This window comes from Kineococcus sp. NPDC059986, from assembly GCF_040702905.1.
Classification (GTDB): domain Bacteria; phylum Actinomycetota; class Actinomycetes; order Actinomycetales; family Kineococcaceae; genus Kineococcus.
This window is the reverse complement of sequence record NZ_JBFBND010000040.1, coordinates 1-15,084: the sequence shown is the minus strand read 5'-3', so window position 1 is coordinate 15,084 and position 15,084 is coordinate 1. Positions and strand designations below refer to the sequence as shown.

The 15,084-nt window shown below is 74.2% G+C and carries 17 protein-coding genes; 14 read left to right on the top strand and 3 right to left on the bottom strand.

The window, feature by feature from the left end; translation table 11 throughout:
- Window position 1: 1 nt before the first annotated feature.
- The 3 genes from AB0637_RS21410 to AB0637_RS21400 are packed head-to-tail and all read left to right on the top strand — an operon-like array spanning window position 2 to window position 1,510.
- Window positions 2–430: a roadblock/LC7 domain-containing protein gene (locus AB0637_RS21410; RefSeq protein WP_366174717.1), complete on the top strand. Its 429-nt coding sequence runs from the start codon at window positions 2–4 to the stop codon at window positions 428–430.
- Entirely contained in the window at window positions 427–918 is a 492-nt protein-coding gene (locus AB0637_RS21405) for a DUF742 domain-containing protein (RefSeq protein ID WP_366174716.1), read from the top strand. The genes AB0637_RS21410 and AB0637_RS21405 overlap by 4 nt, the downstream gene beginning before the upstream one ends.
- Window positions 908–1,510 carry an ATP/GTP-binding protein gene (locus tag AB0637_RS21400; protein ID WP_366174741.1) on the top strand — a complete coding sequence of 201 codons (603 nt, stop codon included), beginning with the start codon at window positions 908–910 and terminating at the stop codon, window positions 1,508–1,510. Before AB0637_RS21405 ends, AB0637_RS21400 begins: the two co-directional genes overlap by 11 nt.
- Before the next feature lie 20 nt (window positions 1,511–1,530).
- On the opposite strand, the gene AB0637_RS21395 is transcribed toward AB0637_RS21400, so the two are convergent.
- A complete protein-coding gene (locus AB0637_RS21395) occupies window positions 1,531–1,965 on the bottom strand; it encodes a metallopeptidase family protein (protein ID WP_366174715.1) in 435 nt (144 codons plus the stop codon).
- 88 nt (window positions 1,966–2,053) lie between these two features.
- Between AB0637_RS21395 and AB0637_RS21390 the strand changes: the two genes are divergently transcribed.
- The 10 genes from AB0637_RS21390 to AB0637_RS21345 all read left to right on the top strand — a co-directional run bounded on the left by AB0637_RS21390 (window position 2,054) and on the right by AB0637_RS21345 (window position 10,912).
- Entirely contained in the window at window positions 2,054–2,470 is a 417-nt protein-coding gene (locus AB0637_RS21390; protein WP_366174714.1) for a DUF3499 domain-containing protein, read from the top strand.
- An 87-nt stretch (window positions 2,471–2,557) separates the two neighbouring features.
- On the top strand, window positions 2,558–2,827 hold the full coding sequence (locus AB0637_RS21385) for a hypothetical protein (RefSeq protein WP_366174713.1): 270 nt from the start codon (window positions 2,558–2,560) through the stop codon (window positions 2,825–2,827).
- A 72-nt stretch (window positions 2,828–2,899) separates the two neighbouring features.
- Window positions 2,900–4,369 (top strand): phosphomannomutase/phosphoglucomutase, encoded by a 1,470-nt coding sequence (locus AB0637_RS21380; RefSeq protein ID WP_366174712.1) that lies wholly within the window; start codon window positions 2,900–2,902, stop codon window positions 4,367–4,369.
- Entirely contained in the window at window positions 4,366–4,581 is a 216-nt protein-coding gene (locus AB0637_RS21375) for a hypothetical protein (protein ID WP_366174711.1), read from the top strand. The genes AB0637_RS21380 and AB0637_RS21375 overlap by 4 nt, the downstream gene beginning before the upstream one ends.
- Window positions 4,578–5,735: an SIS domain-containing protein gene (locus tag AB0637_RS21370; protein ID WP_366174710.1), complete on the top strand. Its 1,158-nt coding sequence runs from the start codon at window positions 4,578–4,580 to the stop codon at window positions 5,733–5,735. The genes AB0637_RS21375 and AB0637_RS21370 overlap by 4 nt, the downstream gene beginning before the upstream one ends.
- A 170-nt stretch (window positions 5,736–5,905) precedes the next feature.
- Window positions 5,906–7,381 carry an adenosylhomocysteinase gene (gene ahcY, locus AB0637_RS21365; protein ID WP_366174709.1) on the top strand — a complete coding sequence of 492 codons (1,476 nt, stop codon included), beginning with the start codon at window positions 5,906–5,908 and terminating at the stop codon, window positions 7,379–7,381.
- A 78-nt stretch (window positions 7,382–7,459) separates the two neighbouring features.
- Window positions 7,460–8,071, top strand: coding sequence for an SGNH/GDSL hydrolase family protein (locus AB0637_RS21360; protein WP_366174708.1), 612 nt, complete (start codon window positions 7,460–7,462; stop codon window positions 8,069–8,071).
- A 25-nt stretch (window positions 8,072–8,096) separates the two neighbouring features.
- On the top strand, window positions 8,097–8,339 hold the full coding sequence (locus tag AB0637_RS21355) for a hypothetical protein (RefSeq protein WP_366174707.1): 243 nt from the start codon (window positions 8,097–8,099) through the stop codon (window positions 8,337–8,339).
- Between the two features lie 43 nt (window positions 8,340–8,382).
- On the top strand, window positions 8,383–10,392 hold the full coding sequence (gene glgX, locus AB0637_RS21350) for a glycogen debranching protein GlgX (RefSeq protein ID WP_366174706.1): 2,010 nt from the start codon (window positions 8,383–8,385) through the stop codon (window positions 10,390–10,392).
- Between the two features lie 31 nt (window positions 10,393–10,423).
- Entirely contained in the window at window positions 10,424–10,912 is a 489-nt protein-coding gene (locus AB0637_RS21345) for a hypothetical protein (RefSeq protein WP_366174705.1), read from the top strand.
- A 27-nt stretch (window positions 10,913–10,939) separates the two neighbouring features.
- Here AB0637_RS21345 and AB0637_RS21340 read toward each other — a convergent pair whose 3' ends face one another.
- Window positions 10,940–11,824, bottom strand: coding sequence for an RDD family protein (locus AB0637_RS21340; RefSeq protein WP_366174704.1), 885 nt, complete (start codon window positions 11,822–11,824; stop codon window positions 10,940–10,942).
- Window positions 11,825–11,913: 89 nt separating this feature from the next.
- Here AB0637_RS21340 and AB0637_RS21335 point away from each other — a divergent pair, with 89 nt between their 5' ends.
- Complete coding sequence (locus AB0637_RS21335) at window positions 11,914–13,875, top strand: prolyl oligopeptidase family serine peptidase (protein ID WP_366174703.1); 1,962 nt, start codon at window positions 11,914–11,916, stop codon at window positions 13,873–13,875.
- On the opposite strand, the gene gap is transcribed toward AB0637_RS21335, so the two are convergent.
- Window positions 13,862–14,872, bottom strand: a complete 1,011-nt coding sequence (gap, locus tag AB0637_RS21330) for a type I glyceraldehyde-3-phosphate dehydrogenase (protein ID WP_366174702.1) — start codon at window positions 14,870–14,872, stop codon at window positions 13,862–13,864. The genes AB0637_RS21335 and gap overlap by 14 nt on opposite strands.
- Window positions 14,873–15,084 lie beyond the last annotated feature (212 nt).

Genomic DNA, 15,084 nt, shown 5'->3' with positions numbered 1-15,084 from the left:
CATGAGCGTCAGCACCGTCAGCCAGAACGCGCAGGACGTCAACTTCCTGCTCGAGCGCTTCGTCGCCCAGACCCCCGGCGTGGAACAGGCCATCGGGGTCTCCTCCGACGGCCTGCTCATGACCATGCGCGCGGACCTCGTCCGCGCCGACGCGGACAAGCTCGCCGCCACGGTGTCGGGCCTGACGACGCTGGCCGTCTCGGCGTCCCGCCTGCTGTCCAAGGGCCCGCTGAGCCAGGTCATCACCGAGTTCGGGTCCGGCTACCTGCTGGTGTCCTCGATCGCCGGCCGCGCCTGCCTCGGGGTCGTCACCTCCGCCGACTGCGACCTCGGTCTCGTCGGCTACGAGACGACCATGCTCGTCGAGCGGGTCGGTTCGCTGCTGACGCCCGAACTCGTCACCGAGCTGAAGACGTCCCTGCAGCTGTGAACCCCGACGCGTTCGAGGAGTTCGAGGAGTTCGACGAGTTCGACCGCCCGTTCCTCGGGGCGGGGGCTCCCGCCCCCGCCCCCGCCCACGCCGCCCCCGCCCACTCCACCGCTCCCGCGGTGGCGCAGGGCGAGGACGGCGAGGAGGAGCGCGAGGAGGTGCGGGCCTACCTGCTCACGGGTGGGCGCACCGGCGGCGGGACGGCCGGGATCGCCATGGAGACCACCGCCGTGCTCACCCCCCAGGGTGAGCAGGCGGTGGCCTCCGGGTCCCTGTCCTTCGAACCGGGTCTGGTCCTCGAGGTGTGCGCGCAGGCGCGGTCGGTCGCCGAGGTGGCCGCTCTCGTCGGCATCCCCCTGGGCGTGGCCCAGGTCCTGGTCGGCGACCTCGTCGGCCGTGAACTGCTCATCACGACGTCCACCGCGAAGTCCCTCGCGTTCGACGTCTCGTTCATCGAGAGGTTGATCAACGGTGTCGCTGCCCTCTGACGTCCGGCCGTCCGTCCCCGTCGACAGGGCCGCCGTGAAACGACCGCCCATCCCGGTCAAGATCCTCGTCTCCGGCGGGTTCGGGGTCGGCAAGACCACGACCGTGGGTGCGCTCTCGGAGATCGAGCCGTTGAGCACCGAGGCGGCGATGACCTCGGCCTCGGTGGGGGTGGACTACGCCGGGGAGGGCAGTCAGAAGACGACGACGACGGTGGCCATGGACTTCGGCCGGGTCACCATCGACGACAGCATCATCCTGTACATGTTCGGCACCCCGGGGCAGGACCGGTTCGGGTTCATGTGGAACGACCTGGCCGACGGCGCCCTGGGCGGCATCGTCCTGGTCGACCCCAGCCGGATCGACGACTGCTTCGTGGCGCTGGACTACTTCGAGAAGATCGGCCTGCCGTTCGTGCTGGCGGTCAACTCCTTCGCCGGGCGCAGCCAGCTGACGCTGGAGCAGGTGCGTTCGGCGGCCAACGTCGACCCGGCGGTGCCGGTGGTGGCGTTGGACGCGCGCAGCCGCGAGGACGTCAAGCGGGCGGTCCTGACGCTGCTGCAGCTCATCCTGTCGCGGGCCAAGGCGGCCTGAGCCGCCCGGACCGCACAGGCTCAGTCGCCGTACCGGGGGTCGACGTCCTCGGGCGGCAGCTCGAGCAGGTGCGCCACCTGCTCGACCACGACGTCGGCGACGAGGTCGTCGAGGTCGTCGCCGTCGGCCCGCGTCTCCAGGGGCCGGCGGTACAGCACTACCCTCGCGGGACGCTGCCCCTGGGCCGGGAACAACCGGCCCAGGGGCACGACGTCGTCCTCCCACGGGGCCGGGTCCGACGGCGGCACGTCCTCCACGGCGAACTCGACGCCCGCCAGCTGCTCGGCCCAGCGCCGCTCCAGCAGTTCGACGGCGTCCAGGACGAGGTCGTCGAAGCGTTCGGCCCGGGTCCGTGCGGCCGGCAGCGACGCCGGCAGCAGCGGTCCGCGCAGGCCGCGACCGTGGCGGTCCCGGCGTCGGCGGGGGCGGGTCTGAGCCCGGCGTCGGAGGACCACCGGGCGAGAGTACCCGCGGTGCGCCACCACGACTCGCCCTGCCGACGGTGCACGGCGACGGCCCACGGCGGGGGGTAGCGTGCCGCGCGTGACCTCCCGCACCCCAGGAACGAACGCCTCCCGCCCGGGAGCCGGCCGATCCACCGCACCCAGCGCCCGGCGCTGCTCGCGGACCGCGTGCGGGGGGACCGCGGTGGCGACGCTCACCTACGTCTACTCCGACTCCACCGCCGTGCTGGGCCCGCTCGCGACGTTCGCCGAACCCCACACCTACGACCTGTGCGCCCCCCACGCCGAGCGCCTCACGGCCCCCCGCGGCTGGGAGGTCGTCCGGCTGGCCCCCGAGCTGCTCGAGGCCGCCAAGCACCACGACGACCTCGACGCGCTGGTCGACGCCGTCCGCGACCGACCGCTGGCGGGCCGGGGCACCCGGACCGTGGACCCCGACGCCCCCGCCGTCCGCCGCGGGCACCTGCGCGTCATCGGCGACCGCGACCAGCGCTGAGGCACGCGCCCGCGCCGTCACCCGTTCGCGCGCCACCTCACCCGGTGGGACGTCTCAAGCGGGGCGGTCCGCTGCCGATGGAGTCCCGTGCCAGCCGCCAACGCGCCCCGCGCCTCCCGCCGACCTCGCGCCGCCCGGACCGCCCCGCCCCTGGGGTCCCTGACCCAGGCCGCCCACCGGGAGACGGCCGTGTGCGCGCACTGCGGCAGCGAGCGCGTCACCCAGCTGGCGATGTCCCTCACCGACGGCACCCCCGTGCAGTTCACCTCCTGCCACGTCTGCGAGGAGCGCAGCTGGACGTCGGCCGCCGGTCCGATCACCGTCGACGGCGTGCTGGAACGCTCCCGCAAGCGCTGAGGCGACCCGCTCGCAGCAGCGCGGGCCCGCGCAGCACCGTCGCTGCGGGGTGTCGCTTGTAGGCTCCCGAGCGTGACCGCCCCGACCGTGAACCTGTCGTCCGTCATCAAGGCCTACGACGTCCGGGGGATCGTCCCCGACCAGCTCGACGCCGGTGTCGTGCGCGCCATCGGCGCCGCCTTCGCCGAGGTCGTCGTCCTGCCCGAGACGCCCGCCGGCCAGGGCCCCAAGGCCGTCGTCGGGTACGACATGCGCCCCTCGTCCCCGGAGCTGTCCGCGGCGTTCGCCGACGGGGTCGCCTCCCGCGGTGTCGACGTCACCGTCATCGGCCTGTGCTCGACCGACGGCCTCTACTTCGCGAGCGGCTTCCTCGGCGTCCCCGGTGCCATGTTCACGGCCAGCCACAACCCCGCGCAGTACAACGGCATCAAGCTGTGCCGCGCAGGCGCCAAGCCCGTCGGCCAGGACACCGGGCTGTCCGCCGTCCGCGACCTCGCCCAGAGCTGGCTCGACTCCGGTGAGGTCCCCGCGGGCGGGGGGAACGTCGGCGCCGTCGACGAGCAGGACCTGCTGAAGGCCTACGCCACGCACCTGCGCTCCCTCGTCGACCTCAGCGGCGGCCGCCGCCTCAAGGTCGTCGTCGACGCGGGCAACGGCATGGGCGGGTTCACGGCCCCCGCGGTCCTCGGCGACGACGCCGGTCTGCCGGCCCTGCCGCTGGACGTCGTCCCGCTCTTCTTCGAGCTCGACGGCACGTTCCCCAACCACGAGGCGAACCCGCTCGACCCGAAGAACCTCGTCGACCTGCAGCGGGCCGTCCCGGCCGAGGGCGCCGACATCGGCCTGGCCTTCGACGGTGACGCGGACCGCTGCTTCGTCATCGACGAGAACGGCGACCCCGTCAGCCCCAGCGCCGTCACGGCCATGGTGGCGCGCCGCGAGATCGCCAAGGAGCTGCGCGCCGGACGGCAGCCGGTCGTCATCCACAACCTCATCACCTCCCGGGCCGTGCCGGAACTCGTCGCCGCCGACGGCGGGACGCCCGTCCGCACCCGCGTCGGGCACTCCTTCATCAAGCAGCGCATGGCCGAGGAGGGCGCCGTCTTCGGCGGTGAGCACTCCGCGCACTACTACTTCCGCGAGTTCTGGTCGGCCGACACCGGGATGCTCGCCGCGATGCACGTCCTCGCCGCGCTCGCCGAGCAGGACCGGCCGCTGTCCGAACTCGCCGCCGAGTACGAGCTCTACGCCGCCAGCGGCGAGATCAACTCCACCGTCGACGACGCGGCGGCCGTCACCGAGGCGGTCGTGCAGGCGGTCACGGACACCGCTGCGGCGCAGGGGGAGACGCTCGAGGTCGACCGGCTCGACGGGGTCACGGTGTTCCACCCGGCCTCGCCGGCGCAGCCGATGTGGTGGTTCAACCTGCGCGCCTCGAACACCGAACCGTTGCTGCGGCTGAACGCCGAAGGTGCCGACGAGCCGACCATGGCCGCCGTCCGCGACCGCGTGCTCGCGATCGTCCGCGGGGAGTCCGCGTGAGCGGCCCCGGGAACTCCGCGCAGGGTTCGCCCGCGACCGACTGGGTCCTGGAGCTCCTGCGCTGCCCGCTGACCGGCCAGCCGCTGCACGCGGTCACGGTCGAGGGGGCACCGTTCCTCGCGACGCCGGACGGCATCCGCTACCCCGTCGTCGACGGGGTCCCGGTGCTGCTGGTCGACGCCGCGCTGGACGTGCCCGGGGGCGCCGCGTGACCGCCCTCGACGAGACTCTCCTGGCCGACGGCGACGCCCTCGCCGCGGCCGACGTCGGCGGGGTGCTGCGCGCCCTGGCCAGCGCCGGGGCCCAGGTCCGCGAGGCGGTCGACCTGTCCGCCGAGGCCGGTGTCGCGCGGCTGGCCGACGACGAGCGCCCCCGCGCCGTCGTCGTCGCCGCCCTCGCCGGCAGCTCCGCCGTCGCCGACGTGCTCGTCGCCCTCGCCGGTCGCAACTGCCCCGTCCCGGTCGTCGTCCGGCACGGCGGCCCGCTGCCGAGCTGGGTCGGACCGCTCGACCTCGTCGTCGCGGTGTCCCTGTCCGGGCGGGCGCCCGGTCCGCTGGCCCTGGCGGCCGAGGCCTCCCGGCGCGGCGCCCGCGTGGTGACGGTCGCGGGCGAGGGCTCCCCGCTGGCCGAGGTGGGGTCCCGCAACGGCAACGTGCAGGTCCGCCCGGCCCGCGGGGTGCGGGCCGACGGCGGTGACCCGCGGTCCTCGCGCGTCGCCCTGTGGTCGCTCGTGACCCCCGTCCTGCTGGCGTGCGACGCGCTGACGCTGCTGAGCGCCGGACCCGCCGACCTCGCGGGGGTGGCCGACCGCCTCGACGCCGAGGCCGAGGCGTCCCGGCCGTGGACGGAGACGTTCGTCAACCCCGCCAAGACCCTGGCCCTGGAGCTCGCGGGGGCCGTCCCGGTCGTGCTGGCCGACGGTGACCTCACGGCCGCCGCCGCCCGCCGCACCGCGTCGATGCTGTCCCGCACGGCGCGCGTGCCCGCGGTCAGCGGCGCGCTGCCCGACGACGCCAGCGAGGTCGTCGCCACCTTCGGCGGGCCCTTCGCGGCCGGTGTCGACGACGTCTTCGCCGACCCCTTCCTCGACGGTCCCGGGGGTCCGCGGATGCGGCTGCTCGTCCTGCGCGACGCCCCCGCCGCCGTCCGGGACGAGGACCGCCGCCTCGCCGACGCCGTCGCCCAGACGGCGTCGGACGCGGGCGTGCGGACGTCGGAGCTCGTGGCCGAGAACGGGTCTCCGGCCCAGCGCCTGGCCCAGCTCATCGCCCGCACCGACTTCGCCGCCACCTACCTCGCGCTGGCCTCGGGGACGGACCCGGCCCTGTCGCCGCAGGTCGCCGACCTCAAGGACCGCCTGGGCTGACGGGCCGGCCGGCCGGGACGGCCCCGGGGGCCCGGGCGGCTCGGGCTGACGAGCCCGGGGGAGGCGACGGCGCGTAGTCTGGAGGTTCGCTCCGGCGCGCGGTGATGCCGCACGAGGGCCCAGAGGGGCCGTGCCGGGGGAACGTCACGAACCGTCACGAGAGGACGAGAATGTCTTTCGAGTACAAGGTCCGGGACCTCTCCCTGGCCGAGGCCGGACGCCACGAGCTGCGTCTGGCCGAGCACGAGATGCCCGGACTCATGGCGCTGCGCGCCGAGTTCGGCGAGTCCCAGCCGCTGGCGGGCGCCCGTATCGCCGGCTCCCTGCACATGACGGTGCAGACCGCCGTCCTCATCGAGACCCTCGTCGCCCTGGGCGCGCAGGTCCGCTGGGCCAGCTGCAACATCTTCTCCACCCAGGACCAGGCCGCCGCGGCCGTCGTCGTGGGCACCGGCACCCCCGAGGCGCCCGCGGGCGTCCCCGTCTTCGCCTGGAAGGGCGAGACGCTGCAGGAGTACTGGGCCCTCGCGGACCGCATCTTCGACTGGGGCACCGACGCCGAGGGCCACCGCATCGGCCCGAACATGATCCTCGACGACGGTGGCGACGCCACGATGCTCGTCCTGGAGGGCAAGCGCTTCGAGGCCGCCGGTGCGGTCCCGGCGACGACCCCGGACGACTCCGAGGAGTACGCGGTCGTCCTGGAGCTGCTGCGCGCGAGCCTCGCCGAGGACCCGGAGCGCTGGACGCGCATCGCCGCCGGCATCCGCGGCGTCACCGAGGAGACGACGACGGGTGTGCACCGCCTCGCGGAGTACCACCGCAACGGCGCACTGCCGTTCCCGGCGATCAACGTCAACGACTCGGTGACGAAGTCGAAGTTCGACAACAAGTACGGCACCCGGCACTCCCTCATCGACGGGATCAACCGCGGCACCGACATCCTCATCGGCGGCAAGACGGCCGTCGTGTTCGGGTACGGGGACGTCGGCAAGGGCTGCGCGGAGTCCCTGCGCGGCCAGGGTGCGCGCGTCGTCGTCACCGAGGTCGACCCCATCAACGCCCTGCAGGCCGCGATGGACGGGTACCAGGTCGTCCGCCTCGAGGACGTCGTCCGCACCGCGGACATCTTCATCACCGCGACGGGCAACAAGGACGTCATCATGGCGGCCGACATCGCCAAGATGAAGCACCAGGCGCTCGTGGGGAACATCGGCCACTTCGACAACGAGATCGACATGCTCGGCCTGTCCCGGATCCCGGGCGTCGAGAAGGTCGAGATCAAGCCGCAGGTCCACGAGTGGCGGATCCCCGCCTCCGGTTCCGGCGACGACGCCGTCGAGGCGCACAACGTCATCGTGCTCTCCGAGGGCCGGTTGCTGAACCTGGGCAACGCGACGGGGCACCCGAGCTTCGTCATGTCGAACTCGTTCGCCAACCAGGTCGTTGCACAGATCGAGGTGTTCACCAAGCCGGACGAGTACCCGGTCGGCGTGCACCGCCTCGCCAAGAAGCTCGACGAGAAGGTGGCGCGCCTGCACCTCGACGCGCTCGGCGTGCGGCTCACCGAGCTCACGAAGTCGCAGGCCGAGTACATCGGCATCGACGTCGAGGGCCCGTACAAGCCGGAGCACTACCGCTACTGAGCGGTCCCGCCCCTCGCACCCGACGCCCGGCACCCCCCTCGGGGTGCCGGGCTTCGGCGTCCCTGGTCGACTGGTCTCGTGTCGTCCGAACCCCTCCGGTTGGCCCTGTTCGGGGACTCCCTCGCCGCCGGCGTGGGGTCGAGTTCCACGGCGGACACCCTGGGGCCCCTGCTGATCGCCGACCTCGCCGTCGCTGGCGTCGCGGCCGCGCACCGGGTCTTCGCGGTCTCCGGCGCGCGCAGCGCGGCGCTGGCGGGACAGGTCGCGGCGGCGGGGGCGTGGCCCCAGGTGGCCGCCGTGGTCGTCGGTGCCAACGACCTCACCCACGCCGTCCCGGCGGACCAGGCGGTGGCGGAACTCACCGCCGCCCTCGGGACCCTGCGCGGTGCCGGGGTGGAGGTCGTCCTCGTGCCGGCCCCGGACCTCGGCATCGTCGCCCACGTCCCACCGGCGCTGCGGGAGTTCGTCCGCGCCGTCAGCGCGGACTTCCGTGCAGCGCAGAGCCGTGCGGCCGTCGCGCTGGGCGTGACGGTGGCCGACACCTCGGGTGCCTCGGCGGCCTTCGTCCGCGACCCGTCGATGTTCTCGGCCGACCGCTTCCACCCCTCCTCCGCCGGGTACCGGCGCATCGCGGTCGACGTGGCGCCGCTGGTGAGGGCCGCTGCGCGCGCGTTCCGGGAACCGCGCTGAGGACCCGGTCTGGGACCATGGCCGGATGAGCTTGGAGGACGCCGCGTCGTGGGCCACCATCGCGGGTGGCGTCGCGGTGGTCGCCGCGTTCCTGCGTGGCTGCGCCCTCGTCGCCCTGAAGTACCACCACCGCGAGCAGCGCCGGTGGGAGCGGACCGAGCAGGGTCTCGACTCCGGCCGGCTGCGGTGGTTCACCTGGGTGCGCGCCCGCTGGCGCCTCCTGTGGGCCACCGGGCGGTGGCGCACCCGCCGCGAGGAACGCGGCTGAGTTCCGGCGCGCGGAGGAGGCCGTGGACCAGCAGTATCGGGAGGTGACCGACAGCACCCCCTACCCCCTCGGCGTGACCCTGCGCGAGAACGGGTTGAACGTGGCCGTGTACTCCGAGACGGCCGAGGCCGTGGACGTGGCGGTCTTCGTCGACGACGGCGGCGAGACCCGCCACCGCCTGGACCAGCGGACGGGTCACGTGTTCCACGGCCTCGTCCCCGGCGGTGTGGGCACCCGCTACGGGTTCCGCGTGGAGGGCGAGTGGGAACCCGGGGAGGGGTTGCGCCACAACGCCGCCAAGCTCCTGCTGGACCCGTGGGCCCGCGCCGTCGAAGGGGCCTGGGGGGCGGGCGAGGAGGTCTTCGGCCACACGTTCGACGACCCCGAGGAGCGCAACGACGCCGATTCCGCGGCCTCGGTGGCCAAGGCCGTCGTCGTCGACCCGGAGTTCGACTGGGGCAACGACGCCCCGCCGCGCGTCCCGCTGGCCGACACGGTCGTCTACGAGGTCCACGTCAAGGGTTTCACCCGGCAGCATCCCGACGTGCCGGAGGAGATCCGCGGCACGTACGCAGGCCTGGCCCACCCGGCCGCGATCCAGCACCTCGTCGACCTCGGCGTGACGACCGTCGAACTCCTCCCCGTCCACCAGTTCGTCCAGGACTCCCACCTGGAGGAGAAGGGGCTGCGGAACTACTGGGGCTACAACTCCATCGGCTTCTTCGCCCCGCACAACGAGTACAGCTCGGTCGGGGACGGCGGCGGCCAGGTCGCCGAGTTCAAGGAGCTCGTCAAGGCCCTGCACGCCGCGGGGCTCGAGGTCGTCCTGGACGTCGTCTACAACCACACCGCCGAGGGCAACCACATGGGCCCGACGCTGTCCCTCAAGGGCATCGACAACGGCTCGTACTACCGCCTCGTCGAGGAGGAGCCGGAGAGCTACTTCGACACCACCGGGACGGGGAACTCCCTCAACGTCTCCCACCCCGCGGCGCTGCAGCTGGTCCTGGACTCGCTGCGCTACTGGGTGAGCGAGATGCACGTCGACGGGTTCCGGTTCGACCTCGCGACGACCCTCACCCGGCAGGGCGGCGACGCGGACGTCCACTCCGCGTTCCTGTCGATCGTCCACCAGGACCCGGTCCTGGCGGGCGTGAAGCTCATCGCCGAACCCTGGGACACCGCGGGCTACCAGGTCGGCGGTTTCCCGGCGCGCTGGTCGGAGTGGAACGGCAAGTACCGCGACGACGTCCGCGACTTCTGGCGGGGCCAGGGCTCGCTCGGGGAACTGACCCAGCGCCTCACGGGCAGCCCGGACGTGTACGAGGCCGACCGCCGCTCCCCGCTGTGCAGCGTGAACTTCCTCACCGCCCACGACGGGTTCACCCTCGCCGACCTCACGGCGTACGACGAGAAGCACAACGACGCCAACGGCGAGGGGGGTGCCGACGGCGAGAGCGACAACCGGTCGTGGAACTGCGGGGCCGAGGGGCCCACGGACGACGAGGCCGTCAACGCCCTGCGCGCCCGGCAGCGCCGGAACCTGCTCACGACGCTGCTGCTGAGCTCGGGGGTGCCGATGCTGCTCGGCGGTGACGAGTTCGGCCGCACGCAGGAGGGCAACAACAACGCCTACTGCCACGACGACGAGTTGTCCTGGTTCGACTGGTCCGCGGTCGACACCGACCTGCTCACCTTCACGCGCGACCTCCTCACGCTGCGCCGTGAGACGCCCGCGCTGCGCCCGCAGTGGTACGCCGGGACCGCCGGCCCGAACACCGTCTCGCTGCGCGCGGACGGGGAACCCATGGGCCAGGAGGAGTGGGACGACGCGAACGCCCGCGCCTACGCCGTGCAGTTCCAGGCCGAGGGGTCCCCGACGGTGCTGCTGCTCGTCAACGGGGCCACGAACCCCGTCGAGTTCACCGTGCCGCCGGCGCCGGGTGGTCCCTGGAAGCTCGTCGTGTCGTCGGACCCCCAGCAGGAGGTGGGCCGCGAGGTCGCCGAGCTGCTCGTGGGGGAGTGGTCGACGACGGTCCTGCGGTCCGCCTGATCCGTCCCGTGCCGGCTGGCACCATCGGGGGGTGCTGACACCCCACCGCTGGCCGCCCGCCGTCGAACCCGAGGACCTCGGGGCCGTCGTCCACGGCCCCGTGGTCCTCGCTCGCGCTCCCGGCATCGTCGCCGCCCTGCGGTGCGTCTTCGCCCACTCCGACGGGTTGTCCCTGCCGTTCGTCCTGCGGGCCGAGGGGGTGCAGGCCGAGGCCGCGCTGCGCCAGAGCCAGTGGGGCGGCGTCGACGAGGACGGCCCCCAGGGCTGGTCCGAACCCGTCCTCGCCGTCCGCGTCGGCGACCAGGAGGGGTTCGCCGACCCCTCGCAGTCGACGGGGTCCGGTGGGGAGGACGCCTACGACCTCGACGCGAACTTCTGGATCGACGTGCTCCCCGACCAGTCCGCCGGAGACTGCCGCCTGGAGCTCACGGTGTCCTGGCCGCAGGCCGGGCTCCCGGAGACGACGACCGTGCTGACGCTGCGGCCGTGGACCCCCGAGGAGGTCCTGCGGCTGCTCTGACCCCCTCCAGGACGCGGCGGAGGGGCCTCAGGGCCGGCCGATCGTCCGTTCCAGCTCGCGGGTCCGGTTCTCGCGGCGCTCCATCCGGGCGTACTCCCGGTCCCGCCGCTCCACGAGCACGGCCACGAGGAAGCGCTCGGGGTCCGTGCCCGGGGGCGGGGCGGGGGAGACGTGCGGCAGCAGCGCCTCGGCGAGCTGCACGCGCAGGGCCTCGCGCGAGGCCGGGTTCAGCGTCGCGGTGCGGGCCAGGAACTGCCGCGCGGCCGTCGTGGTGGCCAGCGGCAGCCGCCCGATGTCGGAAGTGCGCGCCCAGCCCGCCAGTTCCGCCGGCATGGGCGGCAGCGGACGGTGGCGTGCGGCGGTCCGCTCCCGGACGACGTACGTCCCCGCGAGCAGGTCCCCGAAGCGCTTGCCGCGGGAGTTGACGAGCGAGCAGAGGATGGCGGGGCTGCCCGCGAGGGCCCAGAGCTCGAAGAACCCCGTGACGGCGCGGACGAGGCAGTGCCGGAAGCGCACGGGCCCGCCGTCGTCGCGCACGGCCCGGACCCCCAGGACGAGCTTGCCGATCGACCGGCCGCGGGTGGCCGTCTCGACGGCCGTCGGGATCCCCACGAGGCACAGCACCGTGACGGTGAGCCCGATGGCCGTCACCGTCGCCTCGCTGCTGTCGCTCAGCAGCGAGGTCGCCCCGATGAACGCGGCGACGAGCACGATCCCGATCGCCACGGCGTCGAGGGCCGCGGCGAGGATGCGGGAGGCGAAGGAGGCCGCGCGCAGGCCCAGGACGACGGCCTCACCCGTGACGATCTCCCCGACCGGTTCGACCACCACGTCCCCGACGGGCTGGGGGGCCGGCCCGGCGAGGGGCGGCACCGGGGGTTGCCTGGGCGCGGGGTCGGCAGGCGTGCTCACGACGCCACGGTACCGACGCGCGGGGTGGTCCCGCCGGGGCCGGCCGGCACGGCCGCGTCGGGCGCGGAACCCGGGGCTACGGTGGGCCGGTGACCCCCCACGGAGCGTGGACCTCCCCGGTGCAGGCCGCCGACGTCGCCGCTGCCGGCCTGCGCTTCTCGGGCGTCGAGGTCGAGGCCGACGGCACCCTCTGGTGGGCCGAGGGCCGCCCCGCGCAGGGGGGACGCGTCGCCGTGCTGCGCCGGTCCCCGGACGCCGAGGTGGTCGAGTGCGCGCCCGGCCTGGACGCCCGCACGCGCGTCCACGAGTACGGCGGCGGCTCCTGGGCGCCCGTGCCGGGCGGCGGTCTCGTCCTCGCCTCGGCGGCCGACCAGCGCTGGTTCCACGTCACCTCGCCCGGCGCGGAACCGCGCGCCCTCGTGCCGGCCGACGGGGTCCGGTACGCCGACCCGGCGGCCTGGGGGGACGGCGTGCTGCTCGTCGCCGAGGACCACCGGGCCACCGGCCGGGGTGGGGCGTTGCGACGCAGCCTCGTCCACGTCCCGCTCGACGGCTCCGGGCCCGTCGAGCTGTTCACCGGTCCCGGGTTCCTGGCCGCCCCGCGCGTCTCCCCGGACGGCGCGCGGCTGGTCTGGGTGAGCTGGGACCACCCCGACATGCCGTGGCAGCGGACGCAGCTGTGGACGGCGGACCTGGCGGCCGGACCGGACGGCCCGCGGCTGACGGGCGCCCGCGTGCTGGCGGGTGGTGTGGGGCGCGAGTCCCTCGTCCACCCGGGTTTCGCCCCCGACGGCACCGTCCTCGTCGTGAGCGACCGCAGCGGGTTCTGGAACCTCTGCGAGGTCGGGGACGGGGGAGACGACGGCGAGGGGGACCTGCGGGCCCTGCTGCCCGAGGACGCCGAGCAGGGCTTCCCGCCGTGGACGTTCGGGACCACGTCCTGGGCCGCGCTCGGGGACGGACCCGACGACGACCGCGTCGCCCTGCTGCACGCCGCCTCCGACGGCCGTGTCGGCCACCGGCTCGACGTCGTGCACCGCCGCAGCGGACGCCTGGACCGGCTGGACCTGCCGTACACGGCCTACCTGCCCGCGGTCTCGGCGGCGGGCGACTGGATCGGTGCGGTCGCCGCGTCCCCGGACCTGGCGGCCCGGGTCGTCCGCGTCGACGTGTCGGGCGCGGGGTCGGAGTCCCTGACCGCGCGGACCTCCGGCGCCTCGCCGGACCCGGCGTTCCTGCCGGTGCCGGAGTTCCTCACCGTCCCCAGCCAGGACGGGCGGTCGGTGCACGCCTACCGGTACCCGCCCACGCACCCCGACCACCCGGACGGGGGCCCGGCGCCGCACGTGCTGTTCGTCCACGGCGGGCCGACGGCGCAGTCGCTCGCGGCGTACTCCCCGGAGGTGGCGTTCTTCACGTCCCGCGGGATCGGGGTCGTCGACGTCCAGTACGGCGGGTCCACCGGGTACGGCAGGGCCTACCGGGAGGCCCTGGACGGGAACTGGGGCATCGTCGACGTCGAGGACTGCGCGGCGGTCGCGCGGCACCTCGTGGAACGAGGTCTGGCCGCGGGCGGGAAGGTCGGCATCCGCGGCGGCAGCGCCGGGGGTTTCACCGTCCTGGCCGCGCTCACCGGGACCGACGCGTTCTCGGCGGGGACGTCCTACTACGGCGTCGCGGACCTGCGGGCGCTCGCGGAGGACACCCACGACTTCGAGTCGCGGTACCTGGACTCCCTCGTCGGGCCGTTGCCGGCGGCCGCCGACGTGTACGCGCAGCGGGCTCCGCTGCACCACGTCGACGGCCTGACGTGCCCCGTGCTGCTGCTGCAGGGCGCCGACGACCCCGTCGTCCCGCGAGCACAGGCCGAGGTGTTCGCCGACGCCCTGCACCGCAAGGGGTTGCCACACGCCCTCGTCGTCTTCCCGGGGGAGCAGCACGGGTTCCGGCGGGCCGAGAACGTCATCGCCAGCCTGGAGGCGGAACTGTCGTTCTACGGTCAGGTCTGGGGTTTCGACCCGCCGGGGGTGCCGCGGCTCAGCCTGCGCTGAGCAGGCGCAGCGAGTCCACGACGCGGTTCGAGAAACCCCACTCGTTGTCGTACCAGGCGACGACCTTGACGTGCCGGCCGTCGACGCGGGTGAGGGCGGAGTCGAAGACCGCCGAGTGCGGGTTGCCCGTGATGTCGCTGGACACCAGGGGTTCGGCGGAGAACTCTAGGACCCCGGCCAGCGCCCCGGCGGCTGCGGTGCGGTAGGCGTCGAGGACCTCCTCGCGGGTGACCTCGCGGGCCACGGTCGTGTTGAGCTCGACGATGGAACCGACGGGCACGGGCACCCGGATCGAGTCGCCCGACAGCTTGCCGTCCAGCTGCGGCAGCACCAGGCCGATGGCCTTCGCGGCCCCGGTGCTCGTGGGGACGATGTTGACGCCCGCGGCGCGCGCCCGGCGCAGGTCGCGGTGCGGCCCGTCCTGGAGGTTCTGCTCCTGCGTGTACGCGTGGACCGTCGTCATGAACCCGTGCTCGATGCCGGCGAGGTCGTCGAGCACCTTGGCGAGCGGGGCGAGGGCGTTCGTCGTGCAGGAGGCGTTCGAGACGACGACGTGCTGCGCCGGGTCGTAGGCGTCGGTGTTCACGCCGTAGGCGAGCGTGACGTCGGCGCCGTCGGCGGGGGCCGAGACGAGGACCTTGCGCGCCCCCGCGGCGACGTGTGCCTTCGCGGCGTCCGCCGACGTGAACCGGCCGGTGGACTCCAGGACGAGGTCGACCTCGAGCTCGGCCCAGGGCAGGTTCGCGGGTTCGCGCTCGGCGAGGACGCGGATGCGGTGCCCGTCGACGACGAGGTCGCTGCCGTCCACCTCCACGGTGCCGTCGAAGCGGCCGAGGGCGGAGTCGTAGCGCAGCAGGTGGGCCAGGGCCTCGGGGGCGGTGAGGTCGTTGACGGCGACGACCTCCAGTCCCGTCGGGGCGACGGCGTCGCGGGCGAGCAGGGCGCGGAGCGTGTTGCGGCCGATGCGGCCGAAGCCGTTGATGGCGATCCGGGTCATGGGTCCACTGTCGGCGGTGGGGAGAGCCGCCGACCAGTGGCGAGAGAGCCGTTGTCCGCAAGGATCCCGCCACCCTCCCGCATGGCTTGGGGGGAGGGCTCGTTGACGCATCCGGCTCATCGGGTGAGCCGGCCCCGCGAAGCGGACCTGCTGGCCCGCAACCGTTCCCGGCGGCAGAGCCACCGACGTCACCACGAGGTCGGGGGCCGGCG

Coding starts and splice junctions, on each gene's coding strand:
- AB0637_RS21410 (WP_366174717.1), top strand. CDS start 2: ATGAGCGTCAGCACCGTCAGCCAGAACGCGCAGGACGTCAACTTCCTG.
- ahcY (WP_366174709.1), top strand. CDS start 5,906: ATGTCTTTCGAGTACAAGGTCCGGGACCTCTCCCTGGCCGAGGCCGGA.
- AB0637_RS21355 (WP_366174707.1), top strand. CDS start 8,097: ATGAGCTTGGAGGACGCCGCGTCGTGGGCCACCATCGCGGGTGGCGTC.
- gap (WP_366174702.1), bottom strand. CDS start 14,872: ATGACCCGGATCGCCATCAACGGCTTCGGCCGCATCGGCCGCAACACG.